The organism is Flavisolibacter ginsenosidimutans (assembly GCF_007970805.1).
In the GTDB taxonomy this organism is placed as follows: domain Bacteria; phylum Bacteroidota; class Bacteroidia; order Chitinophagales; family Chitinophagaceae; genus Flavisolibacter; species Flavisolibacter ginsenosidimutans.
Genome location: NZ_CP042433.1, coordinates 3,982,949 through 4,003,448, shown reverse-complemented (window position 1 = coordinate 4,003,448; position 20,500 = coordinate 3,982,949). Strand labels below are relative to the sequence as shown.

The 20,500-nt window shown below is 47.5% G+C and carries 17 protein-coding genes; 4 read left to right on the top strand and 13 right to left on the bottom strand.

Annotated elements, in window-relative coordinates:
* Positions 1 to 171 precede the first annotated feature (171 nt).
* From FSB75_RS17060 to FSB75_RS17040, 6 genes are all read right to left on the bottom strand, one after another.
* Positions 172 to 2,985 (bottom strand): lectin-like domain-containing protein, encoded by a 2,814-nt coding sequence (locus FSB75_RS17060; RefSeq protein ID WP_146789969.1) that lies wholly within the window; start codon positions 2,983 to 2,985, stop codon positions 172 to 174.
* 626 nt (positions 2,986 to 3,611) lie between these two features.
* The gene (locus tag FSB75_RS21870; RefSeq protein ID WP_172623200.1) at positions 3,612 to 3,770 is read right to left on the bottom strand and encodes a hypothetical protein; all 159 of its coding nucleotides are present in this window, start codon (positions 3,768 to 3,770) and stop codon (positions 3,612 to 3,614) included.
* Positions 3,771 to 3,835: 65 nt separating this feature from the next.
* Positions 3,836 to 4,057, bottom strand: a complete 222-nt coding sequence (locus FSB75_RS17055; RefSeq protein WP_146789967.1) for a hypothetical protein — start codon at positions 4,055 to 4,057, stop codon at positions 3,836 to 3,838.
* 142 nt (positions 4,058 to 4,199) lie between these two features.
* Positions 4,200 to 4,493, bottom strand: a complete 294-nt coding sequence (locus tag FSB75_RS17050; protein WP_146789965.1) for a hypothetical protein — start codon at positions 4,491 to 4,493, stop codon at positions 4,200 to 4,202.
* A gap of 3 nt (positions 4,494 to 4,496) precedes the next feature.
* Complete coding sequence (gene obgE, locus FSB75_RS17045) at positions 4,497 to 5,498, bottom strand: GTPase ObgE (RefSeq protein WP_146789963.1); 1,002 nt, start codon at positions 5,496 to 5,498, stop codon at positions 4,497 to 4,499.
* Positions 5,499 to 5,655: 157 nt separating this feature from the next.
* Positions 5,656 to 6,246, bottom strand: coding sequence for a hypothetical protein (locus FSB75_RS17040; RefSeq protein WP_146789961.1), 591 nt, complete (start codon positions 6,244 to 6,246; stop codon positions 5,656 to 5,658).
* Between the two features lie 116 nt (positions 6,247 to 6,362).
* On the opposite strand from FSB75_RS17040, the gene FSB75_RS21865 reads away from it, so the two are divergent.
* Complete coding sequence (locus FSB75_RS21865; RefSeq protein ID WP_172623199.1) at positions 6,363 to 6,533, top strand: hypothetical protein; 171 nt, start codon at positions 6,363 to 6,365, stop codon at positions 6,531 to 6,533.
* 104 nt (positions 6,534 to 6,637) lie between these two features.
* Here FSB75_RS21865 and FSB75_RS17035 read toward each other — a convergent pair whose 3' ends face one another.
* Positions 6,638 to 9,460, bottom strand: coding sequence for a TonB-dependent receptor (locus FSB75_RS17035; protein WP_146789959.1), 2,823 nt, complete (start codon positions 9,458 to 9,460; stop codon positions 6,638 to 6,640).
* A 165-nt stretch (positions 9,461 to 9,625) separates the two neighbouring features.
* Here FSB75_RS17035 and FSB75_RS17030 point away from each other — a divergent pair, with 165 nt between their 5' ends.
* Positions 9,626 to 10,252 (top strand): class I SAM-dependent DNA methyltransferase, encoded by a 627-nt coding sequence (locus FSB75_RS17030; RefSeq protein WP_146789957.1) that lies wholly within the window; start codon positions 9,626 to 9,628, stop codon positions 10,250 to 10,252.
* A 4-nt stretch (positions 10,253 to 10,256) separates the two neighbouring features.
* Here FSB75_RS17030 and FSB75_RS17025 read toward each other — a convergent pair whose 3' ends face one another.
* The 5 genes from FSB75_RS17025 to FSB75_RS17005 form a co-directional block, all read right to left on the bottom strand.
* A complete protein-coding gene (locus tag FSB75_RS17025; RefSeq protein ID WP_146789955.1) occupies positions 10,257 to 11,126 on the bottom strand; it encodes an MBL fold metallo-hydrolase in 870 nt (289 codons plus the stop codon).
* Positions 11,123 to 12,547 (bottom strand): MFS transporter, encoded by a 1,425-nt coding sequence (locus tag FSB75_RS17020; protein WP_146789953.1) that lies wholly within the window; start codon positions 12,545 to 12,547, stop codon positions 11,123 to 11,125. Before FSB75_RS17020 ends, FSB75_RS17025 begins: the two co-directional genes overlap by 4 nt.
* A gap of 105 nt (positions 12,548 to 12,652) precedes the next feature.
* Entirely contained in the window at positions 12,653 to 13,444 is a 792-nt protein-coding gene (locus FSB75_RS17015) for an undecaprenyl-diphosphate phosphatase (RefSeq protein WP_146789951.1), read from the bottom strand.
* A gap of 2 nt (positions 13,445 to 13,446) precedes the next feature.
* Positions 13,447 to 13,773, bottom strand: coding sequence for a DUF3098 domain-containing protein (locus FSB75_RS17010; RefSeq protein WP_146789949.1), 327 nt, complete (start codon positions 13,771 to 13,773; stop codon positions 13,447 to 13,449).
* Between the two features lie 106 nt (positions 13,774 to 13,879).
* Complete coding sequence (locus FSB75_RS17005; RefSeq protein WP_146789947.1) at positions 13,880 to 14,764, bottom strand: cell division protein FtsX; 885 nt, start codon at positions 14,762 to 14,764, stop codon at positions 13,880 to 13,882.
* A gap of 464 nt (positions 14,765 to 15,228) precedes the next feature.
* Here FSB75_RS17005 and FSB75_RS17000 point away from each other — a divergent pair, with 464 nt between their 5' ends.
* Positions 15,229 to 18,216, top strand: coding sequence for a leucine--tRNA ligase (locus FSB75_RS17000; RefSeq protein WP_146789945.1), 2,988 nt, complete (start codon positions 15,229 to 15,231; stop codon positions 18,214 to 18,216).
* 17 nt (positions 18,217 to 18,233) lie between these two features.
* Positions 18,234 to 19,532, top strand: coding sequence for a carbohydrate porin (locus tag FSB75_RS16995; RefSeq protein WP_172623198.1), 1,299 nt, complete (start codon positions 18,234 to 18,236; stop codon positions 19,530 to 19,532).
* A gap of 6 nt (positions 19,533 to 19,538) precedes the next feature.
* On the opposite strand, the gene FSB75_RS16990 is transcribed toward FSB75_RS16995, so the two are convergent.
* A complete protein-coding gene (locus tag FSB75_RS16990) occupies positions 19,539 to 20,492 on the bottom strand; it encodes a hypothetical protein (protein WP_146789941.1) in 954 nt (317 codons plus the stop codon).
* Between the last annotated feature and the right edge of the window lie 8 nt (positions 20,493 to 20,500).

Below are 20,500 nucleotides of genomic sequence, written 5' to 3'. Positions count from 1 at the left end.
TTTATCGGGGATAAAAACACGGAATTGTTTGGGATTCCGCGAAGGTTTTAGGGAAAAAAGTCAACAGCCTGTGTAGGAAAAAATGCCTCAAAGCCAGCGCATGTTTTTGCCGGGTTGGCCACATAAAAAAGCCGCCTCCATTGAGGCGGCTTTAAAGCAAAGAGCCGTAGCTTACTGTTGTGACTTGAGCACTTTAAGCGTTTGCCGGTTGGCGCCCTGTATGGCTTCAATCAGGTAACCGCCGGTACCAAACTTTTCGCCAACGCGAAGAGTGGTGTTCGGCATTACGTTCGTCTGCCTGAATACAATGCGGCCAAGTACGTCGGTCACCCGAATTTCTACCGGGTTCTGATTGCCGCTTTTCACCAATACGTTGAAATAACCCGCACTTGGATTTGGTGCGGCCGAAAGGCTAAACGCATCGCTTTGCAAACCGGTAACAGCGGGGTTATTCCGTGTGGTAAGCGTTGGTGCGGCACCGCAAGGCGTTTGATCGCAGCGGCCCAGATGATCGCCGTGGCCCGGAATGTAAATGTGCGCAGGAACGGCATCTACGCTAACCGAAATGGTTTGTACGTTGCCGGTGTTTCCTTGCGGATAGTGACAAACGTAAACCTTGCCGTTGCTGCCCGGCACGCGGATGTCGAGAACACAGATGGTGATACTGCACGTGTTGGAACAGCCGTATTTGTTGGTTACCGTTACGGTAAAGGTGTAGGAACCTTCAGCCGTTGGCGTAAACACCGGTGCACTGCTGGTGTTGCTGCTCAAACCCGTAGCCGGCGACCATGCGTAGGTGTACGGCGCGCCGCTTGCCGGAGCAGATACCTGCAGCGTTGTGCTTTGCGGGCCATAACCCAGGTAGATGTTGTTTGGATTGCCACCCGTGTACGTGTTATCGGATGGAATGGAAGCAATACTGCAGGTGGGAATCGTTCCGACTACTGTAACGGTAGCGCTGCAAGTTGAAACGTTGCCGTGTACGTCAGTTACCGTTAGTGTAACCTTGTTTGCACCGATGTTGGAACAATTGAACGTACTTGGCGATACCGTTACTGATTGAATACCGCAATTATCTGTACTGCCATCGTTCACATCAGCAGGAGCAATGCTGGCACTGCCGTTAAGGAGTGTAACCGTTGCGTTTTTACATTTTGCGTTTGGCTTCTCGGTATCGTTCACCGTAACGGTTTGCGTTACAGGAATAGCCGCGTTGCCGTTCGCATCGGTTACGTTCCAGGTGATGGTTGTTGTGCCTACAGGATAAACAGCGTTCAATGGCTGGGCATCGCTTCTTACACCGGTTGGTGTTCCCACAGAGCAATTATCCGTGGCGGAAGCACTGACGTTCACACTTGCTCCGCATACACCCGGGTCATTGCTTACCGTCATGTCTCCATTGGTAGTAATAACCGGTTTTTGATTGTCGGTTACGGTTACAGTAAAGCTGCAGGTTGCCGTATTTCCGGAAGCGTCCGTTGCCACAAAGGTATTCGTGGTTGTACCCACTGGGAATGTACTTCCGCTTGGCAATCCTGTGGTTTGGCTTACAGTAACACCGGGGCAATTATCAATGGCGGTAGGCGCAGCATAATTTACAACTGTACCGCACTGCCCAGTCGTTGCATCCACTGTAATATCAGGCCGGCAATTGGTCCCGCCGGGGACAATTACAACGGCAATGGCATCCTCGGGTCTGTTGTTATAGGGCGGTGTACCAAATTGACCGCAGTAGTACCACCAGGTGGCCGTTTGCGTAACATAATAAGTACCTGGTGTAGCCGGAGCCGTAAATGATTGATTAATGCCGCCGCTTCCATAGCCAGCGGCTTGACACAACGAGAACTGTCCCGGAAACTGGACGTGATGCTGTGTAATGCATCCGGGGCAGCCGGCTCCTCCATCATAGGAGGACGAATAATTTGCCGTTAAAGTAATTGGAGCATTCGGGGCCGCAACAATATAGTTTGGCCCGCCGTTAAGCGAAACATTTGAATAAGTTGTTTTCCTACCCAATTGAGAAATTGTTACTGGATTTGACGGGAAAACTGCTATAAGCGGAGGATCAACGTCTGGAGCATTGGCAACAACAATATTGCTATACACACTTTGGCAGCCATTCCCGTCCGTTACCGTTACGCTGTAGGTTCCGGCTGTAAGTCCGGATATATCTTCGGTAGTTGCGCCATTACTCCAGGCGTAGGTAAATGGTCCTATTCCGCCCGCAGGGTTCAAGTCAATGGCGCCGTTGTTATAATTGGGGCAAGTTGGCTTGGTTACCGTAAAGGAACCTTCTTCGGTAAAACTTTTCGATAGAATGCAAACACTTTGATTATTGAATTCAGCACCGGTTGCAGCGGTAAAGCCCCAAAACACATTTCTGTTCCCGCCAAAAATATCTGTAACAATGTCCCCGGTATAATCAACCTGAAGGACTCCGTCCAAGGTAACTTTTAAATTGTGAGTGCTGGCGGTCCACTGGATAAGAAGATCATGATTGGCTCCGTTTTCTAATTCTCCAACCGTTTTATAGTTTTGAAAAACCTGTATGGGCGTTGCTGTTCCACCGTTGTGGTTTACATTACCGTTTTTCATTAATCCAACATGGTTCTGAAGTGGATCACCCCGGTCTGTATTTTGCCAGGTATCAAACTCAACATCAAGCGACGGCGTTATACCAAAGTAACCAATGCCCCCGCCAAGCCCGCCAATGCCACTGCAAACCGGCTGTAATACAAAGGCTATCCCGTCAGCTCCAAAAGGATCAGGCCTGGTACCTAAATTAATGGTTGCATGTATAGTAAGATCGGACGCAAGGGTAATTTTGTTTTGAAACCAAACGGAGCCGCTTTGGCTGGGCGCAGAAGGAGTTAATCGAAAACAATCACCGCCTAAACTAATAGCGTTTCCGTTTACATTGTATTGCCCCTTTGCATAATAGAGAGAGGCAATAAAAAAGAGGAAGAGTAAAGTAAGCTTTCGCATAAAAATGTTTTGATCGGTTATCGAACTGAGTAGGTTTGTTCGGCGCTCGCATCACGTTCTTCGAAAGAGTCATCAAGCCGTTGTAAGAACGAAGTCCTGGATATAGGACGAAAGGTCATGCGGTAGGCGGGGATAAACCGTGTGGTAGCCTAGTACAATTCATTTTTGATTCCCGGGATTTTCCTGTTCGAAATGCTTTTGAGAAACAGCAATCAAGGTGGATTAGTCTATATCCGGTACACAAGGCGTGTTTATAAAACGCAGTTATAAAGCACGTTTCAATAAGGAGGAAGTGATACTTCGGTGCTTAAAAAGGAAGACAAGTTTGCGAGAGATGATTTTAAAAAGGAGTGGATTTCTGAAGCAGCGTAAATGTTCGCCAGATGTGAAATTAAAAATACATATTATTTAAACGAAAGTTCAAATGTTTTGCCGATATTTTTTTTGCGGCCATCTCCTGCCTTAAGACAGTACAAAACAAAAGACCGTTCACGCAGACGGTCTTTTGTTTTGTACTTTGATTTTTTGAGTAATAACGAAACACAAACTCCTCGCCCCCAACTTAAGGCAACAAGACATCAGCTTCATGCAGGTAGCGCAGCTTGTCTTTTCACAAACGCTGCTTCTCAGGAGCCACGCTGCGAGCCGCCCGTCATTGGTTTTTTGGGGCCGCCAGCAGCTTTTGTGGATTTGCCTGTAATGAATTTAGAACCCTGTGCGTTATTTTTTGGTGCACCGCTTTTCTTTTTGTCGGCGCCTTTTCCTTTCTGGTTTAGCAATCCCATAGAATGGTTGTTTAAGCCCGTGAAGATAAGAAGAAAAGATGGCCGTAAAGAAGGGCAAAGACGATTTACCAGGCAATGCTCCAGCGGCCTTCATCATCTTTTGTGTAAGCCAGGCCGTTGCTCATGTGATGAACCTCGCGGCCTGTTTTTTTGTCAACGCTTGTCTTTTGCTCGTACACACGAATGCCGTTGTTTTCCTGCGTTAGAAACAAGAGCAAAGCGTTAACTGCCGGCGCCACGTCGCGTAGCCATTGAGCATCACCCTCGCGTACAAAAGCCTGGCTCATACGAATTATTGATTTGCGTTTTTAGATTTGAGATTTGTTCTTTTACCGCGCGGCTTATTTTCCGTTATCACCCCTGCAATCGCTGTGCCTTTAAACAAGCAGACAAAGCACCCCCACCCCTCTCCTTAACCTGACCTCAGTCTCATTTCTCCGGCTCACCGAGCGCCATTACGATGGACGCAATTGCCAGCACGGCCACGGCCACGATGAGGATGACGAATTCAAAGAGTTCATTCGTCATAATGTTGCCGACGGAACGCACCAGGCGGTAAAGCGTGTAAGCCAGTCCTCCGGCAATGATGACAAGCGCAATAATTCTTGACGTTTTTTGCGGCACACGCAAGGCCTTCCTGCCAACCCAAACATAAGCGGCAATGCACAGCGCATAAGGCAGAATGAACATGAAGATGCGGTAGATCGTATCCAGTGCAACCATTGTCTAAGTCGTTTGTGCGTTTAGCGTTGCCCACAACAAGTCTTTCAACGCCTGAATGTTTTTGTTGGTAACCGATGAAATAAAAATGTGCGGCACGTTCGGTGGCAATTCCCTTTCTATTTCCTTCGCCAGTTCATCGTCCAGCATGTCGCTTTTGGAAACGGCGATGATGAATTGCTTGTGCGCCAGTTCGGGGTTGTACTCTTCCAATTCGTTTAAAAGAATTTCGAATTCTTTTTTGTGGTCTTTGCTGTCGGCGGGAATTAAAAACAGCAAAATGGAGTTGCGTTCAATATGCCGCAGAAAGCGATGGCCGAGGCCTTTGCCTTCGGCGGCGCCTTCGATGATTCCCGGCAAATCGGCCATGCAAAAGCTTTTGCCGTCGCGGTATTCCACCATACCCAGATTGGGTGTGATGGTGGTGAAAGCGTAATCAGCGATTTTTGGCTTGGCTGCCGTCATCACCGAAAGCAAGGTTGATTTTCCTGCGTTGGGAAAACCAACCAAACCCACGTCGGCCAGCACTTTCAGCTCAAGCACTTTCCAACCTTCTTCGCCGGGCAATCCCGGTTGTGAGTGTTCCGGCGCCTGGTTGGTTGGCGTTTTAAAATTGGTATTACCCAAGCCGCCTTTGCCGCCGGGCAGCCAAATGATCTCTTCGCCGTCGTGCAAAACTTCGGCTTCTTTTTCACCGCTTTCTTCGTCTACGGCAATGGTGCCGAGGGGAACTTCCAATACGATGTCGTTTCCATCGCGGCCCGTTTTGTTGTTGTCGCTTCCTCTCTCACCGTCTTCGGCCAGCACGTTTTTGTGATAGCGCAGGTGCAGCAAAGTCCACAGGTTGCGGTTGCCTTTTAAAATAATGTGTCCGCCGCGGCCGCCGTCGCCGCCATCGGGTCCGCCGTAAGCGGTTAACTTATCGCGCCGAAAATGTTTGATGCCCGCGCCACCGTGCCCACTACGACAGAAAATCCTTATCTGGTCAACAAAGTTGCTCTTCTCCAAAATCTCGTTTTAGGCCGCAAAGATAATCGTCCGGGCCCCGCCTGCGGCGATGGACTTTCGCGCAGAGAGGCGGTTATCTGAACCGGAATATGCGGGATGTTTGAGATTATTTATCCCATCAATCCCATTCATCCAACGCATCCCGGCTCAGATAAGATCATTCTTCGGTCTTCCCCCGTTCGCTGTCTTCTCTTTCTTTTTGATACACGAGCAAATAAATTTTCCATTCCATCAATTCGTATTGCATCGAAAGCTCCACTTTTACTTTGGGTAAATAAGTGGCGTTGGGCAGCAAGCGAAAGGCCGAACTGCAAAATGTTTTGCTTTCATCGGGCTTGCCGTATTCGCCTGCAAGCGAATAATCATAATCGCGGTTTAGTTTCAGGCTCATGCCCTTTAACTGGTTGTAAAGCGATTTGTATTTTTTTTCCGCGGCTTCAAATTCTTCTGTGGTAAACATTTGCGCCTGCCAACTGTACACAGGATTCTTACCCGAGTATTGAATGATGGTGTTGCTCTCGGCACTTTTAAATTGCAGCAGCGATTGATACTCCACCGTCTGCGGATTGGTGTTCACCACGTCTCCTTTTAGCGTCGCAAAATCTTTTTGATAATCGCCAATTACTTTTTCTAAAGCCTGCCGTACATCGGCATTGCCCATGCCCGGAATTTTAAACTGTGCGTTGGCCGCATGAAAGAACAGGAAGGACAGAACGGTAAGAACGCTTTGTGTCGTTTTCAATTTCATAGAGGGGATTTTTTTAACAAGTTTTCAGGGGGCAAAATAGGCAAGCCGTTCTTTTTCTCAAAGAAAATGACTAAGTTTATCCACGCATTATCCCCAAACCCGAAAACACTCGAATCATGAAAAACAGAAACATTGAGTACCAAAAACAAGCTGCAAAAATTTATAGCGATGCGTACAAACCGTCCACAAACGTCATTCGCTTTGTACGGTCTATTTTAGGCGCATTGCTTTACGGCTCTTCAACGGTACAGGGTTATTCGCCCACCGACAAACGGATTATCCGGTAAAAGAAAATCCTCCCGCCTGGGAGGATTTTTTATGCAATCAATGTTTTGTTTCCTGCGTCTTTCCTGGACATGCTGGTGACAAGTCCCTACAATCTCAGCCCCATTTAAAACCTTATTCCTTTTGTTGCCCGCTCCATCATCGGGGGCATGGTGCGTCCGCCCATGCGGCTGATTTTATACGTAAACGTGAGCATGAAAAAACGTTTCAGCGTGCTGTTGCGAATGTCCTGAATGTTCGGCCCATCCACCGTGCGGTAAACGCTTTTGTTTTGGTTTAAAATATCGTACACCGAAGCCTTGAATTCACCGCGTTTATTTTTAAACACTTGCTTGGCCAAGCTGCCGTTCCAGATGGCGTAGTTCTGGTTGTAGCCGCTGGCAAGGCCGGTATTGAACGTGTAGTCAACATCGGTAGCCAGAATGAAATCCTTTGGCAGCGTATAGGTTATGTCGGCCGAGTAAACGTGGGTATAGTAGGCACTGTTGGTACTTTTTTGCACCGTGTTTCGTACCTGGTTATAGGTTACGCTGGCCGAAAGTCCCATGTCCAGTTTCTCTTTGTAATTGTAGCTTAAACGCAAGTCTTCCGTAGCCGAAAGATTCCGCGTAAAGTTCTTCACGTTGTTCACGAGACTTGCGTCCTGACTGTACGAAACCCTTGTGTTGGTATTGAAGTTACCGCCCTGCAAATGCTTGATGGGAAGGCCGAAGTTGATGTTGCCGCTCACGTTGTAAATGCCGCTCAAATTCACAGGTCTTGTGTACTGCCCGCCGTTTGGAAGATAAACGATGGAGTTGGCGATTTTGTTCTCCGTGACGTTGTAAGTTAAGAAAGCAAAGAGGTTGCGGAATTTGATGATGTCAAAGAAATTGTAACTCAACATAAGGCTGTGCGAAAACTCCTGTTTCAGATCAGGGTTACCCCGATAAATGTTGAGGGAGTTGTCGCGGTTCTCAACGTCTTGTAACTGCGTGGCGGAAGGTTGATTGGTGCGGCCACGGTAGCTGAAACGCAGGCTGCGGCTGCGCTGGAATTGATAGTTGAACGAAGCGGTTGGGAAATAGTTCCAGCTTTTTTGCGTCACAAAACTTTTCTTCGAAACGTTGTTGCTTTCCAAATTCGTTTGCTGCGCGGCAAAACCCAGTTGATAATTGTATTTCTTTTTTACGACCCGCAAGTTGGTGCCAAAGCGATCGAACAGATTGCTGCTTTCGAAATAACTGCTTTGTGCTGTATCAAGAATCTCGTACTTGTTCGTCGCAAAGTTTTTATAAAACGTGCTGCGGTCGGATGTGCTACGGTTGTCGGTGTGGTTGTAATTAAATTCCAAAATTTTATCTCGTGCAATGGCTTCGGTGTACGAAAGACTCAACGCATAATTGTTTGTATTGCTTTTTGTTTGGCTCATTTGATCGGACTGCAACCTGCTTAACTGATTCAGCGTATAACCCGTGCGGTCGTTGTTGCTCCAGGTGTTCGTTAGCGCGGCAGAGAAGGTTCTTCCCGGCTTGCGAAACCTTCTGCGCCACAAAAGATTGTTGCTCCAGTTGTAACCGTCGCCGGTATTGTTGTTCACGGTGCGTCCCTGGTTTAAAACTTTGCCGTTTGAGCTACTTTTCATCAGGCTGTCGTCGCTGTAAGTATCGGATTTTTGGATGCTGACGTTGGGTTGATAAATAACGGAGTTGAACGAATCAATGCTGTAAATGATGTTGAGGTTTGCGCGGCTGTTGTAATTGCGGCTGCGCGAATACGTATTGTCCGCCGTGGTAATGGTGGAATCGCTGGCAAAGTTTTGCTGCAAGCTGGTGTACGTGTTTTCTTTTTGCGCATAGTTATAGAAGTAACTGCCGTTCACGTCAAAGTGCTTGCTCCAGGTATCGCGGTAGTTCAGGCCTGCCTGCGACGAAGTTGTAATGCCGCCGCCGTTTGTGGAACCAAGACTAAAACCACCAACGTTGCCGCCGCCTCTGCCGCCCATGCTCATAATGTTCATGCCACCGCCGTTGCCGCCAAAGTTCCCGCCACCCATCATGCCGCCGCCGCTGTTGCTGAACATGCCAATCATGTCCGAAACAGTAAAGCCAATGTTGTTGGTGTTGTTGCTCTTTGCAATCACGTTGGCTTGTGTTGCGCCTTTAAAATAGTTGGCCGTAAGCCCCGCATCGTAACGTTGCTCCGTGCCGTAACTGGCATAGGCTTTTCCAAAAATTCCTTTCTTTTTATCCTTCTTCAATTTGAGGTTGATGGCTTTGGAACGGCTGCCGTCGTCAATGCCGTTGAACTTAGCCTGTTCACTCATGTCGTCGTAAACTTCCACGCGGTCCACCATGTCGGCGGTTAAATTTTTTGTGGCGAGCTTTGGATCGTTGTTGAAGAACTCTTTTCCGTCCACGTAAACCTTTTGCACGCTTTCGCCCTGCGCTTTTACGGTGCCGTCTTTGTCAACCTGCACGCCCGGTAATTTTTTCAGAAGATCTTCTACGGTTGCATTCGGTTTGGTTTTAAAAGCATCGGCTTTGTAAGAGATGGTGTCGCCGCTCACCTTCACCGGCGTTTCGCTGATGATGACTTCGTCCATTAATTTATCGGAGCGTTGCAATTTTATCAAACCAAAATCTTCCACCGGGTTTGCCGCACTTATGGTAAACTTCCTTTTAAACGAACGCAATCCAACAAAAGAAGACGCAACGGCATAATCGCCGGGATCTAAATTTTTTATTTCGAAATAGCCGTTGTTGTTTGTTAGGGTAAACGACACAAGCGAAGAGTCGGGCAAATGCATGACCGAAACCGTTGCATCGCCAAGCGCCGAAGCCGAAAGCGAGTCTTGCAAAGTGCCTTTGACCACGCCGGAAACTTTTTGCGCCGAAGCAAAAAGGCCAAAGCCAAAAAGGGCCAAGACAAAGAGAGTAAAATTCTTCATAAGCTTTTGATTGACGAGTACGAAGATATTCGCAATGAACGTGAACAGCGGTTAAATTAGGTTAAGCGAAGGATGAACGGCGGCCAAAACATATAAAAGGACGTCAATGTGTCGGTGAACAGATTTTTTTTATAGACGGCCTATCTTCAGGCAAACAAACAGGCAATGGATACAAGGACTTTATACAACCAATGGTCGGCTACCTACGATAAGGTAGAAAACAAAACAAGGGATTTGGAAGGCGAAGCCGGGCAGAAAATTTTGTCTTCCATTTCGTTTGAAAACGTGCTTGAATTGGGTTGCGGCACGGGCAAGAACACCGAATGGCTAAGCCAAAAAGCAAAGCATTTACTGGCCGTTGATTTATCGGAAGAAATGATGGCGAAAGCAAAAGAAAAAGTCTCAACACCGAACGTTCGGTTTCAACAAGCGGACATTACACAGCCTTGGAGTTTTACAAAAGAAAAGTTTGACCTGGTTACGTGCAGCTTGATTTTAGAACACATTGAAGATTTGAATTTCATCTTTGAACAAGCATCAAGCGTTTTGCAATCCGGCGGGCACTTTTACATCTGCGAACTGCATCCCTACAAACAATACAGCGGCAGCAAAGCGAGGTTTGAAACGAACGAAGGATTGCAAGTGCTCGAATGTTTTATGCACCACGCATCGGATTATTTTAATGCGGCGATGAAGAACGTTTTGACCTGTGAATGTTTGGACGAATGGTTTGATAAGAACGACCGAAGCAAGCCGCCGCGTTTGATTTCGTTTTTATTCCGGAAAAAATAAAAGCTTAAATATCAGCCAACGTAAACAAGTTTCCTTGCCTGATTCCTTTTTCCGTTTGCACCAAATCGCAGCATTCAATCTTCGGGTCGTGTTCAAAAAAGAGGACGTATTTTTTTTCAATCGCCTCCGACAAAAAACTTTTCTTCTCGCCTAAGGTTGTGAGCGGAAACATATCGTAAGCCATCACATAAGGCAGCGGAATGTGTCCCGCACCGGGAAGCAAATCAGCCATGAACACGGTTATTTTGTCTTTGTAGGTTATCTGCGGGAGCATCATCGCCGCTGTGTGACCTTCGACAAAACGCACCGAAATATTTTCGGCAAAATGCTGTTCCGGCAAGGGTTTCGACGCATCCCAATCCACGTTCGGCGTCTCAATAAATTTTAATTGCCCGCTTTCCTGAATGGGCAAAATGTTTTCCTTCAAAAACGAAGCCTTCTCCCTATCATTTGGTTTTGTGGCCCATTCCCAGTGTTCTTCGTTGCTCCAATAGATTGCGTTTTTGAACGCAGGAACGAGTTTATCTCCTTCGCGAACAATAGAGCCGCCGCAATGATCGAAATGCAAATGCGTGAGAAAAACATCGGTGATGTCATCGCGGTGAAAACCGTGTTTGGCTAACGATTTATCAAGTGTGTCATCGCCGTGCAAATAGTAATGGCCGAAGAACTTTTCATCCTGTTTGTTGCCGATGCCGTTGTCAACAAGAATCAATCTTTCCCCGTCTTCAATCAGCAAACAGCGCATGGCCCAACTGCACAAATTGTTTTCGTCAGCCGGATTGATCTTGTTCCAAAGTGTTTTTGGAACCACGCCGTACATGGCGCCGCCGTCGAGTTTAAAATAGCCCGTGTTTACCGTGTATAAATTCATGCTGCAACAACCGATTTTCGTTTGGGATCAACAAATAAAAGCAAAATACCGCCCGCAATAAAAAACGCCATCAGGGCCAGCACCGAATTGCCCATGCCGCCGTAAAATTCCGCAACGTAGCCAAAGGACAAAGTGCCCACTACCGTACCAACCTTGTCGCAAACGTCGTAAAAACTAAAGTAAGAGGCCGTGTCTTTTGTCGGTGGCAGCAGCTTTGAGTAAGTTGACCGCGACATGGATTGAATGCCGCCCATCACCAATCCCACAACCGTGGCAATGAGGTAAAACTCATAGCTGATGGGCTTTTGCAGCGGTGCCATCTGCTCTCGCACGGTTGCTATTTGTTTATCGGCGTCTTCTTTGAACGAAGGGTCCGCCTCTTTTTGTTTTTCGAGCAGCGTAATTTTCTCGGTATAAGGTTTCAGCACTTTTGCTTGCTGCGATACCGCGTAAGCCCCAATGCAAACGCCTATCCAAACAATAATGACAACGCCCAGTGTAAACAGATTGCTTGTGCGTTTCGATAATTTGGCAAACAGCGTTGCACCCGCAATGGCCACCAATTGAATTAGCAGAATGGTGATGATGAGTTGTGATGATTCCAACTTGATTTCTTCCGAAGCAAAATAGGTAGCGAGATACATGACCGTTTGCACGCCCATGTTGTAAAAGAAAAAGCTGCGCAGAAACCGTTTGGTGGTTGGCGTTTCCTGCAACTGCCCCCAGACTTTTTTTAATTCGTAAAAACCGTTGGTAAAGATGCTGTGTTCCGCGTTTTGTTTTGAGGCAATGGAAGGCGGCATGGCCCGAAAGGTAATTTGCGCAAAGCCGGCCCACCACAATCCTACCGCAAGAAAGGAAAGCCGCGCCGGCCAGGCACCCCAGCCGAGATGCATGTTGTCGTTCAGCATGATAAAAACAAGACAAACCACCATCAGCAACACGCTTCCGATGTAGCCCATAGCAAAGCCTTTTGCGCTCACGCGGTCCTGGTCTTCTTCGGCCGCTATTTCAGGCAAATACGCGTTGTAAAAAACAATGCTACCGCAAAAGCCAATGGAGCCAATAATGGAACAAATAATGCCGAAGCCGATGTTTTCTTTTGTAAGAAAGGTCAGCGCAATGCAAGCCGCCGAACCGAGGTAACAAAAGAATTGCATGAAGGCCTTCTTATTTCCCTTGTAATCGGCAATAGAAGAAAGAATTGGCGAAAGAATGGCTATGACCAAAAAGGAAAACGAAATGGCGTACGAAGCCAGTGATGAACGCGGAAAATCTCTGCCCAAAAACGAAACCCTCTCGGGTGCAATGGCCGTGTAATAAGCGGGAAAGATGGCTGATGTAATGATGAGCGAGTAAGAACTGTTTGCCCAGTCGTACATAGCCCAGGCATTAATAACTTTTTTGGAAGCTGTTTGCATGTTGGTGACGATTGCGGGAAGAGCAACCGGCTAAAAGTAAAAATTCAAAAGACAAAAGTCAAAGCCTTTTTCCATTAGCGGACAAGTTTGCCTTTGAACTTTGTCTTATTTCAGGTAGCCCGAAAGAATTAAGGCGAGCAACGCAGCCCCGGCAATAATCCGGTACCAGCCAAAGAGTTTAAAGCCGTGCTTTTGCAGGTAAGTAATAAAAAACTTGATGGCAATGAGTGCCACCACAAAGGCAACCACGTTTCCAATTGCCAGCAGCTTTATTTCTTCGCCGTTGATGGTGCCTTTTTCCTTGTAAAAGTCAAGAAGTTTTTTACCGGTGGCCGCCAGCATTGTAGGCACCGCCAGGTAAAAAGAAAACTCTGCGGCCAGCTTTCGCGTTAAGCCTTGTTGCATACCGCCGATAATGGAAGCAGCGCTGCGGCTTACGCCGGGAATCATGGCCAGCACCTGCCAAAGGCCAATGGCAAAAGCTTTTGGGTAGGTAATGCTTCGGTCGCTGTCGTATTTGGGCTTGTTGAAAATATTGTCAACAAACAGCAACACAATACCACCCACCAACATGCTGACGGCAACCGTAAGGCTGCTCTCAAGCAAGGCGTCAATTTTTTTCGAAAACAAGGCACCGAATATCAAAGCGGGAATGACGGCGACAATCAGCTTCGCGTAAAACTGCCAACGGCTGAAGTCGAAAAACTTTTTGTAATAAAGAACCACTACGGAAAGAATGGCGCCGAGTTGAATCACCACTTCAAACAACTTGGTGAACGTTTCTTTTTCAATGCCGAGAAAAGATGATGTGATGATCATGTGCCCGGTGGACGAGATGGGCAAAAACTCGGTAATGCCTTCAACGATGGCAAGAACAATGGCTTGAACGATGGTCATGTTTAGTCGGCTGCGGAAACAGCGGGTTTGGGTTGACGGAAGATGGCGTAAATCTCAATGGCAAGGCCAATCAATATAATGATGGGTGCAACGGTAATGCGGCGTGCACTGTACACTTCGGCTTTGTTGAACACGTTCGGATCGCTGCTGCCGCCACCGGCCATCAGCAAAAAGCCGAGGATCAAAACGCCTACGCCAATCAGCATCCACTTAAAATTGTCCTTGTTGAACAACTCCCCTGCCGCTACGCTTTTTTTCGCTGTTGTGGGTGCAGCTGTTCTTGTGGCCTGTGTTGTTTGCCGGGGATTGTCCCGTCTTGTTGCTTTCATTTTTTCTGTTTGGAGTGAGCAAAGAAAGGGAAAAATTTAGATGATGGAAGACAGATGAAGGATGACAGAAATTTCACCGCTGTCATCCTTCATCCAACATCTGTCATCAATATAACTCATCTAGCTTCATGCGCTGGTATTTGGATACACTTCTGTACGTGCTGAAAAACGTAATGGAAATACCGATAATGAACAAAATAAAAAACAGCAGGAAAAGTGTGCCGCTTGAGCGCACCACTTTCAGCCAGGGCACAAAGCCTTCGGCCACGCTGATCAAAATATAAATGAGCACAATGGCAATGGCCGCACTGATGGCGCCGTTGATGATGGCCCGGATGGTCAGCGGCCGCGAAATAAATTGCCGCGTGGCCCCTACCATTTGCATGGTCTTGATCAAAAAGCGGTTGCTGAACATGGCCAAACGAATGGTGTTGTCAATAAGAAAAATCACCGACACGGCAATGATCAGCGCCACGATTAAAAGCCCCAAACTAATTTTGCGGATGTTCTCGTTCAGGTTGGAAACAACGGCCTCAGGGTATTTTACTTCGCTTACATAATCATTCTGCTTCAGGTCTTGTTCAATCTTTTGCAGTGAGTCTATCTGCACGTACTCGTTCTTTACGTAAAAATAAACGGCGTTTGGCAGCGGGTTGGCGTCCAGCACCACATCCCAGCTTTTGCGGGCCGTTTCGCCTTCGCCGGCGAGGTACATTTCTTTGGCGGCTTCTTTGTTCACGTACTTCACTTCCCGCACGTAAGGCTTCGATGCGATCTGCTGCATCAGCACCGTGCTGTCTTTCGCGTTCAGGTCGCCGCGAAGGAAAGCCCGCACTTCCACGTTGCCCTTAATGTAATCGCCCAGCTTGTTGGCATTGATCACCAGCCAGCCCACAATGCCCAGTAAAAAAAGAACAAGTGTAACCCCGATGATGCTCATTACATAGGACGGTTTCCCACGCTTGGACGAAGCTTTTCCGATTTGCGCCATGCTAAATACGTTTTTGAAGTGGACAAAAATAGGTGTTTGGTGTTTTGCACAAAGGCCAGGCAACGGTCGCGGAGCAGATTAAACAGTTGAATGGTTTATTTTTGCCTTTCCCTAACGATTGCCTGCTTTTTCTTATTGTTGCGGCCCGAAGCGGCGGCCCGGCCTTTGCAAAAAATTAAGAGTTTGGAATCCGGCTCTGTTTTTTGGTGACCGGCTGTCGTTTTTCATGGCATCGCCGGTTGTGTCACTCACTTCAAGGTTCTGAATGCTGCTGAACATTTTTACGCGGCGGTGCAACGAGAAAGGGGCGCAGCGTCGTGGCTACGCTTTGTTCGCTGCGTGAAGATTTGCTGCGCAGCGAACAAAGCGTACAAGAGTGCGACGCAACGAAAGTTTAATAGATAGAAGAACCTCCGGTTCACAAACAATCAATAAACAACGGTCAACGACCAACGAGAACAAATATGGAGTATAATTTCAGAGAGATTGAAAAGAAGTGGCAAGACGAATGGAACAAAAGCGGCGCCTACAAAGTGCCCAACGATTCAAGCAAGCCAAAGTATTATGTGCTGGACATGTTTCCTTATCCCAGCGGTGCGGGCCTGCACGTGGGCCATCCGCTTGGCTACATTGCGTCGGATATTTTTGCACGCTACAAACGGCTCAAAGGTTTTAACGTATTGCACCCAATGGGTTACGATGCTTTTGGGCTGCCCGCCGAGCAATACGCGATTGAACACGGTGTGCACCCCGCAGTGAGCACCGCAAAAAACATTGCCACATTTAGAAGTCAATTAGACAAGATCGGCTTCTCTTTCGACTGGAGCCGCGAAGTGAATACGTCCAACCCGAAATATTACAAATGGACGCAGTGGATTTTTCTGCAACTGTTTAAAAGCTGGTACAACCGCAAGACGAACAAGACGGAATCCATTGACGGTTTGATAAAAATTTTTGAAGCAGAAGGAAACGTTAACCATCCCGTGCCGGATGCACGGTTTGAAATACGCAACGCGGCCTTCGAAATACTGGACGGAAAATTTTCTGCTGATCAATGGAAAGCCTTTGACAAGAAAACAAAGCAGGCCGTTTTGATGGAATACCGCGTGGCTTATTGCGGTTACGGCGAAGTAAATTGGTGCGAAGCATTGGGAACCGTGTTGGCAAATGATGAAGTGGTGAACGGCGTGAGCGAACGCGGTGGTTATCCCGTTATAAAAAAGCGCTTGCGTCAATGGTATTTGCGCATCACCGAATATGCCGATCGTTTGTTGCAAGGCTTAGAGACAGTTGACTTCAGCGAGGCCATGAAAGAAATGCAGAGCAACTGGATTGGCAAGAGCAGCGGTGCGGAGATTGATTTTGAAATCAGGAGTCAGGAGCCAGGAATCAGTAAAAAGCTGCGCGTTTATACAACACGGCCCGACACCATCTTTGGCGTGGACTTTATGGTGGTTGCACCCGAGCACGAATTGGTTTCAACGATTACAACACCCGAACAAAAAGCAGCCGTTGATGATTACATCGCTTACGTGAAAAGCCGCAGCGAACGCGAACGCATGGCGGAGAAAAAAATCAGCGGCGTGTTTACGGGTGCGTACGCGGTCAACCCGTTTGACGAAAACAAAAAGATCCCGATCTGGATTTCGGAATATGTTTTAGCAGGCTACGGCACCGGTGCCATCATGGCCGTACCGAGCGGCGACGAACGCGACCACAAGTTTGCGAAGCATTTCAATCTTCCCATCACCAATATTTTGGGCGATGCTTATAACGGCGTCGACGCCAATCCGACCAAAGATGCCGTGTTAAGCAACAGCGGATTTCTGAATGGAACGGTGATGCGTGATGCGATTGAAGTGGTCATTAACAAACTGGAAGAATTAGGAATTGGCAAACGCAAGGTGAATTATAAAATGCGTGACGCGGCATTCAGTCGGCAGCGCTATTGGGGTGAACCCTTTCCGATAAAATGGATCAACGGCATTGCTTATCCACTTGACGAAAGCGAGTTGCCATTGGAGTTGCCGCACGTAGAAAAATATGGCCCTGGTCCTGAAGGTGAAGGACCGCTGGCGAATGTTTCCGAATGGACTTCTCAACATTTAGAGACGAACACGATGCCGGGTTATGCCGGTTCATCGTGGTACTTCCTTCGCTACATGGACCCGCACAACGACGAAACTTTTTGCGACAAAAACGTCAGCCGTTATTGGAACCAGGTTGATTTGTACGTGGGCGGAACCGAACACGCCGTTGGACATTTGCTCTACAGCCGCATGTGGACGAAGTGCTTGTACGACTTGGGTTTGATAACGTTTGACGAACCGTTTAAGAAGTTGTTGAATCAGGGGATGATTCAGGGGAGTTCGAGGTTTGTGTATCGTCTTGCAATTCGGGGTGGAGACATTATTGAGAAAGGTTATGCAGATGAATCAAATTATCCAATCTTCGTTTCCTATAACAAAGTCAAAAGCTTTTCTAATTCGAATGAAGACTTTAATAACCTCGCTGAAGAATTGAAAAAAATTGAACCTGCGTTTCATGATTTAAAAGCAGAGGACTTAGTACAAGTGGTGTTTACTCCTTTACATGTCGATGTGAATATCGTCGATGGACTGAAGTTGGATATCGAAGCCTTCAAAAAATCGAAACCCGAATTTACCAATGCAAAATTCCTTTTAGAAGAAGTTGGCTCTACATGGGAAACGCACCCCAATACTCCTTCGAAAACGATTTATGGTTATATATGCGGTACAGAAGTTGAAAAAATGAGCAAACGGTATTTTAATACCGTTAATCCGGATGATGTTGTTGGAAAATATGGCGCTGACACCTTCCGCATGTACGAAATGTTCCTCGGCCCGATTGACCAAAGCAAACCCTGGGACACCAAAGGCATTGAAGGCGTTCACCGCTTCCTTAAAAAACTTTGGCGCTTGTTCTTTGATGAAGTAAAAGGCAAACTGGTAACTGATGAAAAGGCAACGCCGGAAGAACTGAAAGTCCTTCACCGCACCATCAAAAAAATTGAAGAAGACACGGAACGTTTTTCGTACAACACGGCGGTGAGTGCTTTCATGGTTTGCGTGAACGAGTTGACGGATTTAAAATGCCACAAGAAAGAAGTGCTCGAACAGTTGCTCGTTCTTCTTGCGCCGTACGCACCGCACGTAAGCGAAGAGTTGTGGCATCAGCTCGGCAACACGACTTCTATTCTCGACGCAGCCTTTCCAAAATTTGAACAAAAATATTTGGTTGAAACCACGAAAGAATATCCCGTTTCCATCAACGGCAAAATGCGCACAACCATGTTGCTTGAATTGAGCGCCACAAAAGAACAAGTGGAAGAACTGGTGTTGGCAAATCCCGTTGTGCAAAAATGGACGGACGGAAAGCCGTTGAAGAAATTCATTTTCGTTCCCAACAAAATGGTCAACCTGGTTGTCTGAATCACCAATTGCCGTTAATGAGAAAATTTGTTTTGGCTTTGCTGGCCACGAGTGTATTCATTTTTGCCGCCGCGCAGCAGGATTCGGCCTTGAGCTTCGGCTTTCAAACCACGTCCATCTCGCAAGTGCATCCGCAGTTTCATTCACCGTACGTGGGCGACAACAGTCTTGAACCAAAAGAACCCGTTCGCTCAACGCTTACGGCCACGTTGTATTTTAATTTAAAGCTTGGCAAAGGAACGCAGATCATCTTCAACCCCGAAGTGGCCGGCGGCGAGGGTTTTAGCGGCGCTACGGGTCTTGCCGGTTTCAGCAACGGCGAATCTTTTCGCGTGGGCAATCCAAAGCCAACGGTTTATTTGGCACGGTTGGTCGTTGAACAAATTTTGCCGTTCAAGGCATCGGATTACAGCGCACAAAAAACTGACAGCAATCTTGCGCCGGGTTATTATCCTACGCATTGTTTTAAAGTGTATGGTGGACGGTTTTGTTTAGCCGATTATTTTGATGGCAATCCGTATAATCATGATCCACGCGGACAGTTTATCAACTGGAGTTTCATGAGCGGCGGTGCCTGGGATTATGCGGCCGACACACGCGGCTATACGTGGGGCGTTGGTAGCGAATGGCGGCGCAAAAATTGGCGGGCTGCGCTTGCCTTTGCATTGATGCCGCGTGTGGCCAACGGCATTGACATGGACGAAGACATCAGCCGTTCTTTCGCTCTTCAAACCGAAGCGACGCACCTGCACAAAATAAATAAGTTGCCGGGTCAATTGCAGCTTACACTTTTTTTGAATCGTGCGCACATGGGCAGCTATCGCGAAGCGCTCAAAACAATGCCGGTTAACCCGGATATCACCGCCGTGCGTTCGTACAAAAATTACAAAGGCGGATTTGTATTGAATGCTGCGCAACAATTGAGCAAGAATTGGGGTTCGTTTTTGCGGGCCAGCTATAACGATGGAAAGAACGAAACCTGGGCTTATACCGAAATTGACCGTTCGCTGAACCTGGGTGTTGTGTGGAGCAAGAGCGGCTTTCAAAAGCAAAATCAATTGGGTGTTGGTGTCGCTATCAACGGCATCTCAAAGCCTCACCGCGATTATCTCGCCGCAGGCGGTTACGGCTTTATCATTGGCGACGGCAAGTTGAATTACGCTTCCGAAATTATTACCGAAGCGTACTATCGCTTTAGTTTTTTTCAAGACCGTTTGCAGGTTTCACCCGATTATCAATTTGCTGTGAATCCCGCCTACAACAAAGACCGCGGGCCGGTGCACATTTTTAGCTTGCGCACACACGTAGCGTTTTAAGAACAATTACGGCGCAGGTTTCTTTAACACCACCACCGCACTGCTTTCTTCGGTGCTGGCAAGATTGGCAGCGTATCGTTTGTCGCCCACCATTGCCACCATGTACGAAGTATTGGGCGGAATGGCGCCGAGGTTCTCAGCCACCATCACCAATTCGCTTTCGCTTTTTAAATCAGCCACCGCAAGTTTTATGTTGTACGGTTTTGAATCAAGCTTGATGTGCGTAAACAACATGCGGCCATCGAGAAAGAGCGAAATGGAATCGCCGTCCACAATAGCGTTGTCGTAAAACGATAGTGTGATGGAATCGCCGGTGAGAGGAATGGTGGTAAAAATCTTTTTCGTGCGGGCTGTAAATTTTTGTTCGATGTTTTTTTGCGGCGGTACAACAGCAATGGGTTCAGGGTCTTTTGCTTTTTCTTTTGAAGAGGGAACAAAAACCATTGACGGCTTCTTGTTCATCGCAACCGGCGGCTCTGCTTTTGGCACGGCTTGTTTTGTTGGATGAAAGGCAACCAGCGAAACCGAATCAATAATGTAAGGATCGTTTGTGCCAACCGTGAAGTTGTCAATCACCCAGTCCCATTCGTCGGTGAACACGGGGCTTCGGGATGTTTTTTCCAAATGCACCTCGCCGTCTTTTATTTCTTCGTTCTTTTCATTACTCGACCCGTCGAGCTTCATCACGCCGCTGCCTGGACAATTGTAATCGGCTCTTGACAGCAAAGGCACCTTGCCCGGCGTACTAAAAAGGCCGCCGCTCTTTTCTTCTATCAAACGATCGTCCCACCACACGGCTTGGTTTGTTCTTTCGTCAAAATAACCTTTGATGGTGTAGCGGCGGTAATTGCTCGCGGAAGCGTAATAATAAGACGTGCCCGTGATGCTGTCGCCGCTTTTAATGAGCTTGACTTCGGCTTTTTGTCCGGCTACTTTGCCGTGCCACACGCCGGTAACCATTTGGGCTT

Bases quoted from the DNA above. Each gene is read 5' to 3' on its own strand.
- FSB75_RS17035 (WP_146789959.1), bottom strand. From the start codon at position 9,460: ATGAAGAATTTTACTCTCTTTGTCTTGGCCCTTTTTGGCTTTGGCCTT.
- FSB75_RS16995 (WP_172623198.1), top strand. From the start codon at position 18,234: ATGAGAAAATTTGTTTTGGCTTTGCTGGCCACGAGTGTATTCATTTTT.
- FSB75_RS17025 (WP_146789955.1), bottom strand. From the start codon at position 11,126: ATGAATTTATACACGGTAAACACGGGCTATTTTAAACTCGACGGCGGC.
- FSB75_RS21865 (WP_172623199.1), top strand. From the start codon at position 6,363: ATGAAAAACAGAAACATTGAGTACCAAAAACAAGCTGCAAAAATTTAT.
- FSB75_RS17020 (WP_146789953.1), bottom strand. From the start codon at position 12,547: ATGCAAACAGCTTCCAAAAAAGTTATTAATGCCTGGGCTATGTACGAC.
- FSB75_RS16990 (WP_146789941.1), bottom strand. From the start codon at position 20,492: ATGGTTACCGGCGTGTGGCACGGCAAAGTAGCCGGACAAAAAGCCGAA.
- FSB75_RS21870 (WP_172623200.1), bottom strand. From the start codon at position 3,770: ATGGGATTGCTAAACCAGAAAGGAAAAGGCGCCGACAAAAAGAAAAGC.
- FSB75_RS17040 (WP_146789961.1), bottom strand. From the start codon at position 6,246: ATGAAATTGAAAACGACACAAAGCGTTCTTACCGTTCTGTCCTTCCTG.
- FSB75_RS17055 (WP_146789967.1), bottom strand. From the start codon at position 4,057: ATGAGCCAGGCTTTTGTACGCGAGGGTGATGCTCAATGGCTACGCGAC.
- FSB75_RS17015 (WP_146789951.1), bottom strand. From the start codon at position 13,444: ATGACCATCGTTCAAGCCATTGTTCTTGCCATCGTTGAAGGCATTACC.
- FSB75_RS17050 (WP_146789965.1), bottom strand. From the start codon at position 4,493: ATGGTTGCACTGGATACGATCTACCGCATCTTCATGTTCATTCTGCCT.
- FSB75_RS17005 (WP_146789947.1), bottom strand. From the start codon at position 14,764: ATGGCGCAAATCGGAAAAGCTTCGTCCAAGCGTGGGAAACCGTCCTAT.
- FSB75_RS17000 (WP_146789945.1), top strand. From the start codon at position 15,229: ATGGAGTATAATTTCAGAGAGATTGAAAAGAAGTGGCAAGACGAATGG.
- FSB75_RS17030 (WP_146789957.1), top strand. From the start codon at position 9,626: ATGGATACAAGGACTTTATACAACCAATGGTCGGCTACCTACGATAAG.
- FSB75_RS17060 (WP_146789969.1), bottom strand. From the start codon at position 2,985: ATGCGAAAGCTTACTTTACTCTTCCTCTTTTTTATTGCCTCTCTCTAT.
- FSB75_RS17010 (WP_146789949.1), bottom strand. From the start codon at position 13,773: ATGAAAGCAACAAGACGGGACAATCCCCGGCAAACAACACAGGCCACA.